Source organism: Enterobacter cloacae complex sp. P14RS (assembly GCF_014895895.1).
GTDB lineage: Bacteria > Pseudomonadota > Gammaproteobacteria > Enterobacterales > Enterobacteriaceae > Enterobacter > Enterobacter bugandensis.
In genome coordinates this window covers 352,712-368,279 of sequence record NZ_JADBQM010000021.1, presented here as the reverse complement: position 1 = coordinate 368,279, position 15,568 = coordinate 352,712, and the positions used below count along the sequence as shown (strand labels likewise).

At 55.6% G+C, this 15,568-nt stretch carries 13 protein-coding genes; 9 read left to right on the top strand and 4 right to left on the bottom strand.

The window, feature by feature from the left end:
• The first annotated feature begins 91 nt into the window (after nt 1-91).
• The 4 genes from manD (at nt 92) to IM295_RS17790 (ending at nt 5,465) form a co-directional block, all read left to right on the top strand.
• On the top strand, nt 92-1,306 hold the full coding sequence (gene manD, locus IM295_RS17805) for a D-mannonate dehydratase ManD (protein WP_028013004.1): 1,215 nt from the start codon (nt 92-94) through the stop codon (nt 1,304-1,306).
• 14 nt (nt 1,307-1,320) lie between these two features.
• Complete coding sequence (locus IM295_RS17800; RefSeq protein ID WP_028013005.1) at nt 1,321-2,340, top strand: Zn-dependent oxidoreductase; 1,020 nt, start codon at nt 1,321-1,323, stop codon at nt 2,338-2,340.
• 72 nt (nt 2,341-2,412) lie between these two features.
• Nucleotides 2,413-3,780 carry an MFS transporter gene (locus tag IM295_RS17795; protein ID WP_028013006.1) on the top strand — a complete coding sequence of 456 codons (1,368 nt, stop codon included), beginning with the start codon at nt 2,413-2,415 and terminating at the stop codon, nt 3,778-3,780.
• Between the two features lie 221 nt (nt 3,781-4,001).
• Nucleotides 4,002-5,465: a mannitol dehydrogenase family protein gene (locus IM295_RS17790; protein WP_193067096.1), complete on the top strand. Its 1,464-nt coding sequence runs from the start codon at nt 4,002-4,004 to the stop codon at nt 5,463-5,465.
• Nucleotides 5,466-5,508: 43 nt separating this feature from the next.
• Here the strand turns inward: IM295_RS17790 and ydfZ are convergent, their stop codons facing one another.
• Nucleotides 5,509-5,712, bottom strand: a complete 204-nt coding sequence (gene ydfZ, locus IM295_RS17785; protein ID WP_028013008.1) for a putative selenium delivery protein YdfZ — start codon at nt 5,710-5,712, stop codon at nt 5,509-5,511.
• A gap of 288 nt (nt 5,713-6,000) precedes the next feature.
• Here ydfZ and IM295_RS17780 point away from each other — a divergent pair, with 288 nt between their 5' ends.
• Nucleotides 6,001-6,432 (top strand): universal stress protein, encoded by a 432-nt coding sequence (locus IM295_RS17780; RefSeq protein ID WP_028013009.1) that lies wholly within the window; start codon nt 6,001-6,003, stop codon nt 6,430-6,432.
• A 33-nt stretch (nt 6,433-6,465) separates the two neighbouring features.
• On the opposite strand, the gene IM295_RS17775 is transcribed toward IM295_RS17780, so the two are convergent.
• Both IM295_RS17775 and ydfG read right to left on the bottom strand, forming a co-directional pair.
• Entirely contained in the window at nt 6,466-7,152 is a 687-nt protein-coding gene (locus tag IM295_RS17775; protein ID WP_028013010.1) for a GntR family transcriptional regulator, read from the bottom strand.
• Between the two features lie 91 nt (nt 7,153-7,243).
• Complete coding sequence (gene ydfG, locus IM295_RS17770; RefSeq protein ID WP_028013011.1) at nt 7,244-7,990, bottom strand: bifunctional NADP-dependent 3-hydroxy acid dehydrogenase/3-hydroxypropionate dehydrogenase YdfG; 747 nt, start codon at nt 7,988-7,990, stop codon at nt 7,244-7,246.
• A gap of 142 nt (nt 7,991-8,132) precedes the next feature.
• Here ydfG and dcp point away from each other — a divergent pair, with 142 nt between their 5' ends.
• From dcp to IM295_RS17755, 3 genes are all read left to right on the top strand, one after another.
• A complete protein-coding gene (dcp, locus tag IM295_RS17765; RefSeq protein WP_193067095.1) occupies nt 8,133-10,166 on the top strand; it encodes a peptidyl-dipeptidase Dcp in 2,034 nt (677 codons plus the stop codon).
• 409 nt (nt 10,167-10,575) lie between these two features.
• On the top strand, nt 10,576-12,123 hold the full coding sequence (locus IM295_RS17760; protein ID WP_193067094.1) for a methyl-accepting chemotaxis protein: 1,548 nt from the start codon (nt 10,576-10,578) through the stop codon (nt 12,121-12,123).
• Between the two features lie 425 nt (nt 12,124-12,548).
• The gene (locus tag IM295_RS17755) at nt 12,549-13,754 is read left to right on the top strand and encodes an MFS transporter (protein ID WP_193067093.1); all 1,206 of its coding nucleotides are present in this window, start codon (nt 12,549-12,551) and stop codon (nt 13,752-13,754) included.
• Between the two features lie 18 nt (nt 13,755-13,772).
• On the opposite strand, the gene IM295_RS17750 is transcribed toward IM295_RS17755, so the two are convergent.
• A complete protein-coding gene (locus tag IM295_RS17750; RefSeq protein ID WP_028013015.1) occupies nt 13,773-14,762 on the bottom strand; it encodes a 2-hydroxyacid dehydrogenase in 990 nt (329 codons plus the stop codon).
• A 325-nt stretch (nt 14,763-15,087) separates the two neighbouring features.
• Between IM295_RS17750 and IM295_RS17745 the strand changes: the two genes are divergently transcribed.
• A complete protein-coding gene (locus IM295_RS17745) occupies nt 15,088-15,411 on the top strand; it encodes a hypothetical protein (protein ID WP_047365301.1) in 324 nt (107 codons plus the stop codon).
• The last annotated feature ends 157 nt before the right edge of the window (nt 15,412-15,568 follow it).

The window sequence follows — 15,568 nt, the reverse complement described above, 5'->3', positions numbered from 1 at the left end:
TTAGCTGATTTTATGATCATTATACTTGTATGGTAGTAGGGTTGATGGGTAAATTTCCAGCATCACAACGAACGATGTAAGGAAAGGAATTATGAAGATTGTCGCGGCTGACGTGTTTGTTACCTGCCCGGGGCGGAACTTTGTCACCCTTAAAATCACTACCGATGAAGGGATCGTTGGCCTCGGTGACGCCACGCTGAACGGGCGTGAGCTCTCCGTTGCTTCCTACCTGAAAGATCACCTCTGCCCGCAGCTGATTGGCCGCGACGCGCACCGTATCGAAGATATCTGGCAATTCTTCTATAAGGGCGCCTACTGGCGCCGCGGGCCGGTCACCATGTCGGCTATCTCCGCTGTGGATATGGCGCTCTGGGACATCAAAGCCAAAGCGGCAAATATGCCGCTCTACCAGCTGCTGGGCGGCGCATCCCGTGAGGGCGTAATGGTCTACTGCCACACCACCGGGCACACCATTGACGACGTGCTGGAAGATTACGCCCGCCATAAGGAGATGGGCTTTAAGGCGATCCGCGTCCAGTGCGGCGTGCCGGGCATGAAAACCACCTACGGCATGGCTAAAGGGAAGGGATTGGCCTACGAGCCCGCCACCAAAGGCGACTGGCCGGAAGAGCAGCTCTGGTCCACTGAGAAATACCTCGATTTCACGCCAAAACTGTTTGACGCGGTGCGCAGTAAATTTGGCTTCAATGAGCATCTCCTGCACGACATGCACCACCGCCTGACGCCCATCGAAGCGGCGCGCTTCGGCAAGAGTATCGAAGCGTTCCGCATGTTCTGGATGGAAGACCCAACGCCTGCGGAAAACCAGGAGTGCTTCCGCCTGATCCGCCAGCATACCGTCACGCCAATTGCGGTGGGCGAGGTGTTCAACAGCATCTGGGACTGCAAGCAGCTTATCGAAGAGCAGCTTATCGACTATATCCGCACCACTATCACCCATGCGGGGGGGATCACCGGGATGCGCCGCATCGCGGACTTCGCGTCGCTCTATCAGGTGCGTACCGGCTCGCACGGCCCGTCCGATCTGTCGCCGATCTGCCACGCGGCCGCGCTGCATTTCGACCTGTGGGTGCCGAACTTCGGCGTGCAGGAATATATGGGATACTCCGAACAGATGCTGGAAGTCTTCCCGCACAGCTGGCGCTTTGATAACGGCTATATGCATCCGGGCGAGAAGCCGGGGCTGGGCATTGAGTTTGATGAAAAGCTGGCGGCGAAATACCCGTACGATCCGGCCTATCTGCCGGTGGCCCGTCTCGAAGACGGCACGCTGTGGAACTGGTAACCGAGGAGCGAACGATGAAAAGCGTAGTGATTCAACAGCCGAACCAGCTGGTGATTGAAGAGCGTCCGCGCCCGGAGCCAGGCGCAGGGGAAGTCCGCGTCAAAATCAAGCTGGCCGGGATCTGCGGGTCAGACAGCCACATCTACCGCGGGCATAATCCGTTTGCAAAATATCCGCGCGTGATTGGCCACGAGTTTTTTGGCACGATCGACGCCGTGGGCGAGGGCGTAGAACCGTCCCGGTTAGGGGAGCGCGTTTCGGTGGATCCGGTGATCAGCTGCGGGCACTGCTACCCGTGCTCCGTCGGCAAGCCTAACGTCTGCACCTCGCTGGTGGTGCTGGGCGTCCACCGCGACGGCGGATTCAGCGAATATGCCGCCGTGCCCGCTAAAAATGCCTGGCGCATCCCGGATGCGATCCCGGATAAACACGCCGTGATGGTTGAACCTTTCACCATTGCCGCCAACGTGACGGGGCAGGCTAGCCCTACCGAACAGGACGTTGCGCTGATCTACGGCGCAGGGCCGATGGGACTGGTCACCGTACAGGCGCTAAAGGGCGTCTACAACGTGAAGCAGGTTATCGTCGTCGACAGAATCAATGAGCGTCTGGCCATGGCCCAGCGCAGCGGCGCGGACTGGGTCTTTAATAACGGCGAAACGTCGCTGCAGGCCGCGCTGGACGAAAAAGGCATCAAGCCGACGCTGATTATTGATGCCGCCTGTCATCCGTCGATTTTGCAGGAGGCGGTCACCCTGGCTTCCCCGGCGGCGCGCATCGTGCTGATGGGCTTCTCCAGCGAGCCGAGTCAGATAGTCCAGCAGGGGATTACCGGTAAAGAGCTGGCGATCTTCTCCTCGCGCCTCAATGCCAACAAATTCCCGGTCGTCATCGACTGGCTTGAAAAAGGGCTGATCGATCCGGAAAAACTGATCACCCATACCTTTGACTATCACCATGTAACAGACGCCATCGAACTGTTTGAAAAAGACCAGCGGCAGTGCTGCAAGGTTTTACTGACGTTCGGGCAATAACCCTACACGCGGTTAAGAGCCCGCGAAGACGGGCTCTCAGTGGTACGCATCTTACCTTTAGAGATAGCCATTATGACGCAAGCACAACCTCAAAGAACCACCTCAGATCTGGTGAAAGCCGCCGTCTCCGGCTGGCTGGGCACCGCGCTGGAGTTTATGGATTTCCAGCTCTACTCGCTGGGGGCGGCGCTGGTATTTCATGAAATCTTCTTCCCGGAACAGTCGGCCGCGATGGCGCTGATTCTGGCGATGGGAACCTACGGCGCGGGCTACATCGCGCGTATCGTCGGGGCCTTTATCTTCGGCAGAATGGGCGACAGCATTGGTCGTAAAAAGGTGCTGTTTATCACCATCACCATGATGGGGATCTGCACCACGCTGATTGGCGTGCTGCCGACCTACGCGCAGATCGGCATTTTTGCGCCCGTACTGCTGGTGACGCTGCGTATCATTCAGGGGCTGGGCGCCGGGGCGGAGATCTCCGGGGCGGGGACCATGCTGGCGGAGTACGCCCCGAAAGGGAAACGCGGCATCATCTCCTCGCTGGTGGCGATGGGGACTAACTGCGGGACGCTGAGCGCCACGGCGATCTGGGCCATTATGTTCTTCGCCCTCGATCGTGAACAGCTGCTCGCCTGGGGCTGGCGCGTGCCGTTCCTTGCCAGCGTCGTGGTGATGATCTTTGCCATCTGGCTGCGAATGAACCTCAAGGAGAGCCCGGTCTTTGAGAAAGTAAACGATGCAGAAACCGTGCAGCCGGACACCTCGCTGGGTTCCATGGTGAAAAGTAAATCCTTCTGGCTGGCGACCGGCCTGCGCTTCGGTCAGGCGGGCAACTCGGGGCTGATCCAGACCTTCCTCGCGGGTTATCTGGTCCAGACGCTGCTGTTCGATAAAGCGATTCCCACCGACGCGCTGATGATAAGTTCCATTCTCGGGTTTATCTCCATCCCGCTGCTGGGCTGGCTTTCCGACAAAGTGGGGCGCAGGCTGCCGTACATTATCCTCAATATCTCCGCCATTATTCTGGCGTACCCGATGCTGTCGATTATCGTCGATAAGAGCTATGCGCCGGGGACAATCATGCTCTCGATCATCGTTATCCATAACTTCGCCGTGCTGGGGCTGTTTGCGCTGGAAAATATCACCATGGCGGAGATGTTTGGCTCGCGAAATCGCTTTACCCGTATGGCTATCTCCAAGGAGGCGGGCGGTCTGGTGGCGGTGGGCTTTGGCCCGGTACTGGCGGGGATTTTCTGCAATATGACGGGTTCCTGGTGGCCGATTGTAGCCATGCTGGTGGCCTATTCCGTGATTGGGCTGGTTTCGGCGTTCCTGATGCCGGAAGTCCGCGACCGCGACCTCAGCGCGGCTGAAGATGCCGCCGAGGCCGCGCCGAAAGAGCGCGTGGGTTACGGCGCGGTCTCCACGCGACGCTAGTGGTTTATATCTTTCGTGATTTATCACACAACTTTTTGTTTATGTCACACCACCTGAGCAAAAGTTAATATAAATCAAAAACTCAAACGGCAGTATCAGTATGGTTGATGGCAGTATTGTTTTACCCCAACTGCCATTCTAGTTGGTGTAGTCAGCAGGCGCTGCCGCTCTGGACTGGGGGCGGCAGCGATCCACAGCTTTCTAATTAGCGAGTCTTAATCATGGAAAACACCTTATTACAGGCCAATGCGACGCTGCCTCAGTACGATCGCGACAGCCTTAAAGCACGCATTGTACATTTAGGCTTCGGCGCATTTCACCGCGCGCATCAGGCGGTGTATGCGGACATCCTCGCGGCTGAACACGGCAGCGACTGGGGCTACTGTGAGGTTAACCTGATTGGCGGCGAGCAGCAGATTGCCGACCTGAAGGCGCAGGATAACCTCTACACCGTAGCGGAAATGTCTGCCGATGCCTGGACGTCCCGCGTGGTTGGCGTAGTCAAAAAGGCCCTGCACGCGCAGGTCGACGGGCTGGAAAGCGTGCTGGCGGCAATGTGTGAACCGCAGGTGGCGATTGTCTCGCTGACCATCACCGAAAAAGGCTACTGCCACTCTCCGGCAACCGGGCAACTGATGCTCGATCATCCTTTCATCGTTGCCGATCTGCAAAACCCGCATCAGCCGAAATCCGCGCCGGGCGTGGTGGTGGAAGCGCTGGCGCGCCGTAAAGCGGCAGGGCTGCCCGCGTTTAGCGTGATGTCCTGCGACAACATGCCGGAGAACGGTCACGTGATGCGCAACGTAACCTGCGCGTACGCCCGGGCGGTAGACGGCGAGCTGGCGGACTGGATCGAGGCTAACGTTACCTTCCCGTCAACCATGGTGGACCGCATCGTACCGGCGGTCACACCCGATACGCTGGATAAAATCGCGCAGCTGACCGGCGTACGCGATCCGGCGGCGGTGGCCTGCGAGCCGTTCCGCCAGTGGGTTATCGAGGATAACTTTGTGGCCGGGCGTCCGGAATGGGAAAAAGCCGGAGCCGAACTGGTTTCAGACGTGATCCCGTTTGAAGAGATGAAGCTGCGCATGCTCAACGGCAGCCACTCTTTCCTGGCCTACCTGGGCTATCTGGCCGGTTATCAGCACATCAATGAGTGTATGGAAGACGAACACTATCGCGTCGCCGCGCACGCGCTGATGCTCAACGAGCAGGCGCCGACCCTGAAAGTGAAGGGCGTCGATTTAGAACGCTACGCTGACCTGCTGATCTCTCGTTACAGTAACCCGGCCCTGCGCCACCGTACCTGGCAAATTGCGATGGACGGCAGCCAGAAGCTTCCGCAGCGGATGCTGGATCCCGCGCGCTGGCACCTGGTGCACCAGACGCCTTTCCCACTGCTGGCGCTGGGCGTGGCTGGGTGGATGCGCTATGTCGGTGGCGTGGACGAGCAGGGTAACGCCATCGACGTGAGCGATCCGCAGCTGGCGGTGATTCAGGCGGCGGTGAAGGGAAGTGCCGAAGGGGAAAGCCGGGTTAACGCGCTGCTCGGCATTGAGGCCATTTTTGGGAAAGAGTTGCCGCGAGAAAAAGCCTTCACAGATGCCGTGATGAGCGCGTATCAGACGCTGCTGCAGAAGGGGGCTAAGACCACGGTGGCGGAGTACGTGTCGCACCTGTAATTCAACACATGCCGCCGTTCGCGGCGGCATGTCGGCGCACAATTTAGTGCATGCCCAGACGAATCAGTTCAATTGGTTCGAACTTACCTTCGCATCCTTCCACTTCCACCGTTTTGCCACGGCGCACCTGCGCGGCATCCAGCCCGTCGCTGTGGATCGCCTTAATCACGCCGGTTTTGCCGGTGCCGCTAATCATGACGCGGCTGCCGGTGGTGATTGCATTGCGGTTACGGTCGTATGTCATCATGGTATTTTCTCCTCTCTAAACTATCCGTTACGGCGCTATTTCAGGTTTTGCCGTTCACGGGGCACTATAAATACGCCTGTCTGCCAGTCATGTTTTTGTTTTTGATCAAACTCACACTTTTTTCTTTATTACATGGGGCGTTGACGCTTCACGACGGTAATTTACAAAGCAGACCGTTATTTTCACTTATTGATAGTTTCTACGGGGAAGCGTTGAGGATTGGTTTATATTCCCGATGCCATTCTGGTTGCAGGAAATAACCCTTCATCGGAATAAGGAGTCAGGCTTATGTATAAGAAGATTTTGATGCCTGTTGACGTGTTTGAAATGGATTTAAGCGACAAAGCGGTTCGCCACGCGGCTAACCTCGCGAAGGCCGAGGGCGCGTCGATTACCCTGGTCAATATTCTGCCTGCCAGCAGCCGGTCTCTGCTGCGCGGATTCAACGCCGATATCAAAAAGTTTGAAGAGTATATGAGCGCAGAATCCGGGAAGAAAATGAACGAGTTAAAACGACTGTTCGATATCTCCCCGGAGAATATCCACACTCTGGTTCGTTTTGGCAGCGTCCGCGATGAAATTATCAAGCTGAGCAAAGAAGGGGAATATGACGTGATTGTCATCGGGTCAAGAAATCCGGGCATCACCACCCATCTGTTGGGGTCAAATGCTGAATCTATTCTGCGCTACGCCACAATTCCGGTGTTAGTCGTTCGCTAATTACGGCGCCGCCCGCGAAAAGGGCGGCAAATATCACTCTTCGCTAAACCACTCGCTATTTTCCTGACGAATAAGCTGCACGGATTCGCCTATCTCCTGCAGATGCAGGGTCATCGCTTTTTCCACGCCGTCCGGGTCGCGTTTTTCCAGCGCGCTGAAAATATCGTGATGCTGGCGGAGCAGCATTTCCGGCGGGGAGACGTGATCGAGGCTCATGTAGCGCACCCGGTCAATGGTGGCCTTGATGTTCTCGATGGTATCCCAGGCCAGCTGGCAGTCTGCAATTTGCGCCAGCTTCTGGTGAAACTCATCATCAAGCTGGAAGAAATCGTTGAGCTGTTTACGGTCAATCGCAATGCGCTGCTGATGCAGGTTTTGCTCCAGCAGGTAACACTGGTTGTCATTAATGAGCGTCGCGGCACGGCGCACCACCGCACATTCGATCGCCTGGCGTACGAAACAGCCGTTGCGCACCTGTGAGAGTGAAATTTTGTTCACGTAGCTGCCGCGCTGCGGGCGGATCTGAATCAGGCCGTTCTCCGCAAGCTTAATAAATGCTTCACGCACCGGCTGACGAGACACGTCAAAACGCACGGAGACCTCTTTTTCAGAAAGCGGCGTTCCCGGTGGGATCAGGCAATGGACAATATCACGTCGCAGAATGCGATAGATTTGCTGGTTTACGGGCTGGGTGGGATTGAGTTGCGATTCAGCGGCCATGAGTTGTCATTTCTCAGAGAGTTAGCCCGAACATACTACCATTCTTTTATGACCCGAAACAGACCCGGCCCGCGGGCCGGGAAGGGCTTATTTAGCCACGATGGACGCTAAGTCCGGCAAAACTCTGGCTGACCGGCATCATTTCCACGGTATTGATGTTGACGTGTTTTGGCAGCGTTGCGACCCACCAGACCGTTTCGGTGACGTCTTCCGGCGTCAGGGCGTTGGCGTTTTCGTAGGTTTTATCCGCTTTCGCGTCATCACCTTTGAAGCGCACGTTGGAGAATTCGGTGCCGCCTACCAGCCCCGGCTCGATATCGGTGACGCGAATGGCGGTGCCGTGCAGGTCGGTGCGCAGGTTCAGGCTGAACTGGCGCACAAACGCTTTGGTCGCGCCATAGACATTACCGCCCGCGTAAGGCCAGCTCCCGGCGGTAGAACCGATGTTGATAATGTGGCCGCGGTTGCGCTCGACCATGCCCGGCAGCACCGCGCGTGTCATGTACACCAGCCCTTTGTTGTTGGTGTCGATCATGTTTTCCCAGTCTTCAACGCTGGCTTTGTGGGCAGGCTCCATGCCCAGCGCCAGACCGGCGTTGTTGACCAGCACGTCGATGGCACGCCACTCTGCCGGCAGGCTGGCAATCATCTCTTCAATGGCCGCACGGTTACGCACGTCCAGCTGCGCGGTCAGGATGCTGTCACCTAAATCGTCCTTCAGCTCCTGCAGGCGCTCCTGACGACGGCCCGTTGCAATCACCTTATGCCCGTTGGCGACGAAGCGACGCGTGATGCTTTCACCAAAACCTGCCGTTGCCCCGGTAACTAAAATAATCATCTCACTGTTCCTCAACGCTTTTTGTGTGGTACTAACATAGCACGCCCGCAGAGGGTGCGTTAAGGCAACATTTGTATGACGGCGTTGCAGGCGATGGCGGCCTGGCCTACTCTGGGAAGATATTCGTTCGGAGGAGTGAAAGATGACGGCCACCAACCCCTTTTTTGACATTAGCCTGCTGCCTTACCAGGCTCCCCATTTTGATACCATCAAAGACGAGCATTATCGTCCGGCCTTCGATGAAGCGCTTCGTCAGAAGCGGGCGGACATAGAGGCGATAGTCTCTCACACCGCTGCGCCAGACTTCACTAACACCGTGCTGGCGCTGGAGAAAAGCGGCGTCATGCTCGCGCGCGTCAGCAGCATTTTCTTCGCCATGACCTCCGCGCACACCAATGCGTACCTGCAGGAACTGGAGGAGCAGCTCTCCACCGAACTTGCCGCGCTGGCGAACGACATCTGGCTGAACGACACTCTTTTCGCCCGCGTCGAGAGCGTCTGGCAGGACCGCGCCGCGCTGGATGCCGAATCCCGTCGGCTGGTCGAGGAGACGTACCAGCGCTTTATTCTGGCCGGCGCGCGCCTGAATGAAGCGGAAAAAGCCGAGCTGAAGGCGCTGAATACCGAGGCCGCGTCCCTGACCAGCCAGTTTAACCAGCGCCTGCTGGCCGCTAACAACGCGGGCGGGCTGGTGGTTGATTACGCGCACCAGCTTGAAGGCCTTAGCGCCGAAGAGATTGCCGCCGCGGCGCAGGCCGCCGCGGAAAAAGGGCTTAACGACCGCTGGCTGATCCCGCTCCTGAATACGACACAGCAGCCTGCGCTAGCCGCGCTGCGCAATCGGCAGACGCGCGAAAACCTGTTCAACGCCGGCTGGACGCGCACCCAGAAAGGGGATGAAAACGACACCCGCACGCTGATCCTGCGCCTTACGGCGCTGCGGGCGCGCCAGGCCCGTCTGCTCGGCTTTGAGGATTACGCCAGCTGGAGCATCGCCGACCAGATGGCGAAAACCCCGGCCGCCGCGCTGGAATTTATGCGCGGGATTGTGCCCGCCGCGCGTGCCCGCGCGGAACGCGAGCAGGCCGATATTCAGAAGGTCATTGATGACGAGCAGGGTGGCTTCACCGTGCAGGCCTGGGACTGGGCCTTTTATTCCGAGCGCGTGCGTCAGGCGAAATATGCCCTCGATGAATCGCAAATTCGACCCTATTTTGCGCTCAATACCGTTTTACAGGACGGTGTATTCTGGGCGGCCAGCCAGCTGTTTGGCATTCGTTTTGTGGAGCGTTTCGACATTCCGGTTTATCACCCTGACGTCCGCGTATGGGAAATTTTTGACCATACCGGTGAGGGCATGGCGCTGTTTTACGGCGACTTCTTTGCCCGCGATTCCAAGCAGGGCGGGGCCTGGATGGGCAATTTCATCGAGCAATCCTACGAGCTTGCTGCCCGCCCGGTGATCTACAACGTCTGCAACTACCAAAAGCCGGGTAACGGCGGCGTCGCGCTTCTCTCCTGGGATGACGTGATAACCCTGTTCCACGAGTTTGGCCATACCCTGCACGGTCTGTTTGCCAGCCAGCGCTTCGCCACGCTGTCCGGTACCAATACGCCGCGTGATTTCGTTGAATTCCCGTCGCAAATTAATGAGCACTGGGCCAGCCATCCTCAGGTGTTTAGCCACTATGCCCGTCATTACGAAACCGGTGACCCCATGCCGGACGCGCTGCGGGAAAGCATGCTCAACGCGACCCATTTCAACAAGGGCTATGACATGACGGAGCTGCTGAGTGCGGCGCTGCTGGACATGAACTGGCACGGCATCAGCGAGGCCGTGTCGAGCGTTGAAGAATTCGAAGCCGCGGCGTTGAAAAAAGAGGGGCTGGATCTGCCCGCTGTACCGCCGCGCTATCGCAGCAGCTACTTTGCCCATATCTTCGGCGGCGGCTACGCTGCGGGATATTACGCCTACCTGTGGACGCAAATGCTGGCGGACGATGGCTATCAGTGGTTCGTGGAACAGGGTGGATTGACGCGTGAAAACGGACAGAAATTCCGTGAGGCGATTTTGTCTCGCGGCAACAGCGCTGACTTAGCCGAACTTTATCGAAACTGGCGCGGACACGATCCGAAGATTGAACCGATGCTGGAGAATCGCGGGTTGAGCGCATAAAGCCACTTTTAGCTAAGAAGATAACCGGGCCCCGCGCCCGGTTTTTTTATAGGTCTGAAAGCTCGAAAATGGTCAAAAAAAGAACTGAAATTTACATTTATTAATAGTTTGAAATATATTTATATTAAATGTGCTTAAATTTGGGCGCTTTTACCAATCTCAATTTTATAATGCTCGCAAGTTTATTTAATTATTTATGCTGGCTGGTACATGGCCATTTATTGCATATAAGAATCATCGCAAAAAGATGATTATTATATTTTTATATCAGCCTAAAGTATTAATTTGCTCTGCCGATTAGCATGGGTGTGGTCGTGGTGGAAACCCATTTCCATTAACCACAAAAAATAAGCCGTTATTAAAATTCATCTCCAGAAGATGAACCTATGCTAATTATTAAGGAAGAGTCATGTTTAAAAATCTCAACATCGGCACCCGGCTTACCATAGCATTTGGCGCAATTGTGGTTTTAATGTCCGTCGTCTGCGGGCTGCTCTATTTGAGCTTTGACAGAGTGACGGCCGTCAGCAAGCTCAACGTTCATAGCTATAAAGTGGTCGATAACCTTCGCTCCGTAACCGAAAACCTGATCAACATGGAAACCGGCATTCGCGGTTTTGCGCTCACCGGCAATCAGGACGTTCTTCAACCCTTCACGCAGGGGGATGAGAGGTTTAAAAGCAAAGTTGACGAAATTGCAGGGCTTACGCGTGATAACCCGTCGCAGCAGCAAAAATTAACCACCCTCTCCAGGCTTGAAGAAGAATGGAAAAGGTCATTTGCGCTGCCGTTAATCCAGCGAAGAGAGAGCGTATCCCGCGGGGGGGAAGAGATGGATGCGTTCATCAGTAGCCTGGAGCGTAATACCGGAAAAGAGCAAATGGACGCCATGCGGGGTGTTATTCAGCAAGCGCTGAACGACGAGTACCGCATTATGGCTGAACGTCAAACCCGACTGGCTGAAGAACGCTTCCGTACGCGCATGATGATAATCCTGGGAATGATTGCGGCGGTTGTCACCGCGCTGCTGACGGGCATTTTGCTGTCGCGCAGTATTCTCCGACCGCTAAAGCAGGCCGTGAATACGGCGAACACTATTGCCGCCGGCGATCTCACCTCAACCATACGTATTACCCGGATGGATGAAACCGGTACGCTGCTTGCGGCTCTGGACAACATGCAGACCCAGTTGAAAACCCTTGTCACTGAAATCAAAGAGGCCGCGACGTCGGTGGATCTGGCTGCCGGTGAGATCGAGCAGGGCAATATGGAGTTATCGTCTCGTACCGAGGAGCAGGCGGCGGCGTTGCAGCAGACTGCCGCCAGCATGGAACAGCTGACGATGACCGTTCGGAACAATACCGAGGTCGCGGAGCATACGGCAACGTCAGCAAGAAAGACGGAAGCACTGGCACGTGAAGGTGAGTCTGCCGTGGGCGAAATGAGCGAAACGATGCAGAATATCTCGGCTAACGCTCTGAAGATAAAGGAAATCACCAGCGTTATAGAAGGGATTGCTTTCCAGACTAATATTCTGGCGCTGAATGCGGCGGTCGAGGCTGCACGTGCCGGTGAGCATGGTCGTGGCTTCGCCGTGGTGGCGACGGAAGTCAGAAATCTCGCTCAGCGCAGCGCAACGGCGTCCAAAGAAATTGGGGCGCTGATTGAGCATGCCGTTGAGGATGTCGATAACGGTGTGTCGGTGGCATCCAGAACGGCAGAGACGATTTTGCGGGCTGCGAGCAACGTGGCTACGCTGGCAGAAACTATGGACAGTCTTTCAATGGCCTCGGTTGAGCAAATGCAGGGCATCATGCAAATCAGCGCTGCTGTCACCCAGATGGATGGTGTGACGCAGGGTAATGCGGCGCTCGTTGAGCAGTCCGCAGCGGCATCGCAGGCGCTGACCGAGCAGTCCAGGACACTGAAGCAGATGACGGAAAACTTTGCTATTTGAGCAGCAAAAGCATAATCAAAAGGTAAAGCTCCGGTGTTTTAAACGCGAATTTTAATCAAACCAGCAACGGGGGCGCTAATAAAAAGGGGCGTCCCCGTGAATAATGAAGAAAATAGCCGAGCGTCAGTGACAAATTAAAAATACTGACTACGATTTCGTAATACGAAAATTTAAAAGGAGTTTCTGATGGCGATTGCTGTGGTGACAGTTTTACTCTTCCTGTTGATGTTCCCGGCGGCTATTCACATTTTGCTACAGCTCGTTGGAGGCTGGTGTGACGCGTAGCTTCCCTGGTTAATCCGGTCTTTTGGGCCGTCATCTGATTTTCAATAAGCAGCGCTACGCTACATTTTTAATTTTATTGTACGATCGTCTGGACGCGGGTCATCGCGAAACGCGAGCCGGATAATTTACAGGCAGGAAGTATGTCTCTTCGTTCGCTGCGGGCGTTATGCCTGACAAGTTTTTTCATTGCGGATGTCCGTGATGGCCTTGGTCCTTTTCTCGGTATCTTTCTGACAGAACGCCACTGGAGTCCCGATGATATCGGCATCCTGATGACTGCCGGTGGGCTGGCGGGATTGCTGGCTACGCTCCCGGCGGGGGTAATTACTGACACTTCGCGGAACAAACGCGCCGTACTGGCGCTGCTCTGCACTTTGATCACCCTGAGCACGCTGCTGCTCTGGTTTAGCCAGCAGACCAGCGTTGTTGCCGTCTCACAAATGGTCACCGGCATCTGCGCGGCGTTTGTCGGGCCGCTCATCGCCGGGATTACGCTGGGCCTGACCGGCCAGCGCGGGTTCAGCGCGCAGATGGGCAAAAATGAGGCGTTCAATCACGGCGGCAATTTTGTCACCGCAGTGATAGCAGGTGGTATTGCCTGGTACTGGGGCGTCGGGGGGATTTTCCTGCTGATGACCTGCACGACGCTGCTGACGCTCTGCGCGCTGCTTGCCATCCGCAACGGGGACATTGATAACGATGCGGCGCGAGGGCTTTCATCCTCAGGTAGCGTTCCTGTCCCCGGCTTCGCGGTGCTGATTAAAAACCGGGCGCTGTTTGTGACCGGGCTGACGCTACTGCTGTTCCACCTGGCGAATGCCGCACTGCTGCCGATGCTGAGCATGAGGGTGGCCGCGGCACCCGCCTCGATCAACCCTGGCCTGTACGCGGCAGGCACCGTCATCATCTCGCAGGCGGTGATGATCCCCGTTGCCATCTGGGTTGCAGGCCGAATAGAACTCTACGGCTACTGGCGTTTGATTATGCTGGCGCTGTTGGTTATGCCGGTGCGCGCGGCGCTGGCGGCATCGACCGACGCGCCGTTAATGATGATCCCGGTACAAATTCTCGACGGTCTCGCCGCCGGGATCCTGGGTGTCGTCGTACCGTCGTTTATTGTGGTGCTGCTGCGCGGAAGCGGGCACGTTAATGCCGGGCAGAGTGTGGTGATGCTGATGCAGGGAGTGGGGGCAGCCATGAGCCCGGCGTTAACCGGGACGATCGCCGGTCGTTACTCGTTTGCGACGGCATTCAGTGTCCTGAGCGCGATTGCGCTGGCCGCCGTCGTGCTCTGGTGGCGCGTTGCTCATCGAAGCTGGGAAACAAACGCGCCGGATGAAGCTTAGCCCCACCCGGCGTAGCATTTAAGCCAGTTCGTTAGGGCACGGTTCACCCTTTTCTAACTGCTGAAGATTCCCCAGCGTGGTTTCCGAAATGCTGATCAGCGCTTCGGCAGTCAGAAACGCCTGGTGGCCGGTAAACAGGACGTTATGGCAGGCAGACAGACGGCGGAACACGTCGTCCTGGATCACATCGTTGGACTTGTCTTCAAAGAACAGATCGCGCTCGTTCTCATACACGTCCATCCCCAGCGCGCCAATTTTCTGGGTTTTCAGCGCTTCAATAGCAGCCTGAGAGTCAACCAGACCGCCGCGACTGGTGTTGATGATCATCACGCCGTCTTTCATCTGGTCAAACGCCGCCTGGTTAAGCAGGTGGTAGTTTTCCGGCGTCAGCGGGCAGTGCAGGGAGATCACGTCGGACTGCGAGAACAGCGTCGGCAGGTCGACGTACTCCACGCCCAGATCCAGCGCTGCGGCGCTCGGGTACGGATCGAATGCCAGCAGACGCATGCCGAAGCCTTTCAGAATGCGCAGGGCAGCCACGCCAATTTTACCGGTGCCGATCACGCCCGCGGTTTTGCCGTACATGGTAAAGCCGGTCAGCCCTTCCAGCGAGAAGTTGGCGTCACGCGTACGCTGATAAGCGCGGTGAATACGACGGTTGAGCGACATCATCATGCCAATCGCATGTTCTGCTACCGCTTCCGGGGAGTACGCCGGGACGCGAACCACCTTCAGACCCAGCTCTTTTGCCGCGTCGAGATCCACGTTGTTGAAGCCGGCGCAGCGCAGGGCGATATACTTCACTCCCTGCTTTTTCAACTCTTCCAGCACCGGACGACTGCCGTCATCGTTAACAAAAATGCAGACGCCTTCACAGCCGTGCGCCGTTTTGGCGGTTTTTTCGGACAGCAGAAAGTCGAAAAATTCAAGCTCAAACCCGTAAGCTTCGTTAACATGTTGCAGATACTTTTTGTCGTACTGCTTTGTGCTATATACCGCGAGTTTCATAAGACTTTCTCCAGTGATTTTGCATTCACGTTAGCATGATTAAAATTATCTTACAATTTCTAAAATATTATTGAATTCAATAAGTTCTATCAATTATTCTAGAGCATATATACACCCTAACTCCATGATATTCTTAGTACGAGAAATCTTCGGCGCGACTCGGTTCAAATCAGGTTGGGCAAAACGGAGTGGGTAACGGGTGCGAAAAACGCATATCGGTATTACTTGAAAGAATGGCAATAGGGTATGAAAACTGCAATCCTTCCGGATGTGATGGGACGATATTAGGAACCGGGTGAGTTTCTGAAAAGAGGGAGAATGATGCATGTCGCAACAAGTGGAGTTATCCTTATCTGCGCCGATGTTGCCTGTTTTGTACTATTTTATAGCATCTATTGCGGTTTTCTTCTTACTGTTGATTGGAAAACTCAAGGTCAATAGGCTCCGTAAATATCCATTGTTCATTGCCTATACGCTGTTTGTGATAGCGATTGCAGCCATCCAGATTAATGTTTTTGCCAACGGCTATGAGTTTGTTCGCGGTTTTTTACATATCGATTTTGATCCATGGCGGTACGATTCAGTGTATTGGGGGTCGTTGATATTCGCCATGCTCTACCTATTGGCAATGCCCAGGAACAGGTATTAGTTACGCAGTGTTTTCCCGTTTTTACGTCTGAGATAATGCGTAACCCACTGAATCTAAAATGTGTTCTGTAGGTTACGCATAGCAAAAAGTTTTCTCATACTCTTTACAGCATCTATCCTTTATCTTGGGGTTAACTTCAACTCAACCGCCAAACATG

Bases quoted from the DNA above. Each gene is read 5' to 3' on its own strand.
- manD (WP_028013004.1), top strand. From the start codon at position 92: ATGAAGATTGTCGCGGCTGACGTGTTTGTTACCTGCCCGGGGCGGAAC.
- IM295_RS17800 (WP_028013005.1), top strand. From the start codon at position 1,321: ATGAAAAGCGTAGTGATTCAACAGCCGAACCAGCTGGTGATTGAAGAG.
- IM295_RS17795 (WP_028013006.1), top strand. From the start codon at position 2,413: ATGACGCAAGCACAACCTCAAAGAACCACCTCAGATCTGGTGAAAGCC.
- IM295_RS17790 (WP_193067096.1), top strand. From the start codon at position 4,002: ATGGAAAACACCTTATTACAGGCCAATGCGACGCTGCCTCAGTACGAT.
- ydfZ (WP_028013008.1), bottom strand. From the start codon at position 5,712: ATGATGACATACGACCGTAACCGCAATGCAATCACCACCGGCAGCCGC.
- IM295_RS17780 (WP_028013009.1), top strand. From the start codon at position 6,001: ATGTATAAGAAGATTTTGATGCCTGTTGACGTGTTTGAAATGGATTTA.
- IM295_RS17775 (WP_028013010.1), bottom strand. From the start codon at position 7,152: ATGGCCGCTGAATCGCAACTCAATCCCACCCAGCCCGTAAACCAGCAA.
- ydfG (WP_028013011.1), bottom strand. From the start codon at position 7,990: ATGATTATTTTAGTTACCGGGGCAACGGCAGGTTTTGGTGAAAGCATC.
- dcp (WP_193067095.1), top strand. From the start codon at position 8,133: ATGACGGCCACCAACCCCTTTTTTGACATTAGCCTGCTGCCTTACCAG.
- IM295_RS17760 (WP_193067094.1), top strand. From the start codon at position 10,576: ATGTTTAAAAATCTCAACATCGGCACCCGGCTTACCATAGCATTTGGC.
- IM295_RS17755 (WP_193067093.1), top strand. From the start codon at position 12,549: ATGTCTCTTCGTTCGCTGCGGGCGTTATGCCTGACAAGTTTTTTCATT.
- IM295_RS17750 (WP_028013015.1), bottom strand. From the start codon at position 14,762: ATGAAACTCGCGGTATATAGCACAAAGCAGTACGACAAAAAGTATCTG.
- IM295_RS17745 (WP_047365301.1), top strand. From the start codon at position 15,088: ATGTCGCAACAAGTGGAGTTATCCTTATCTGCGCCGATGTTGCCTGTT.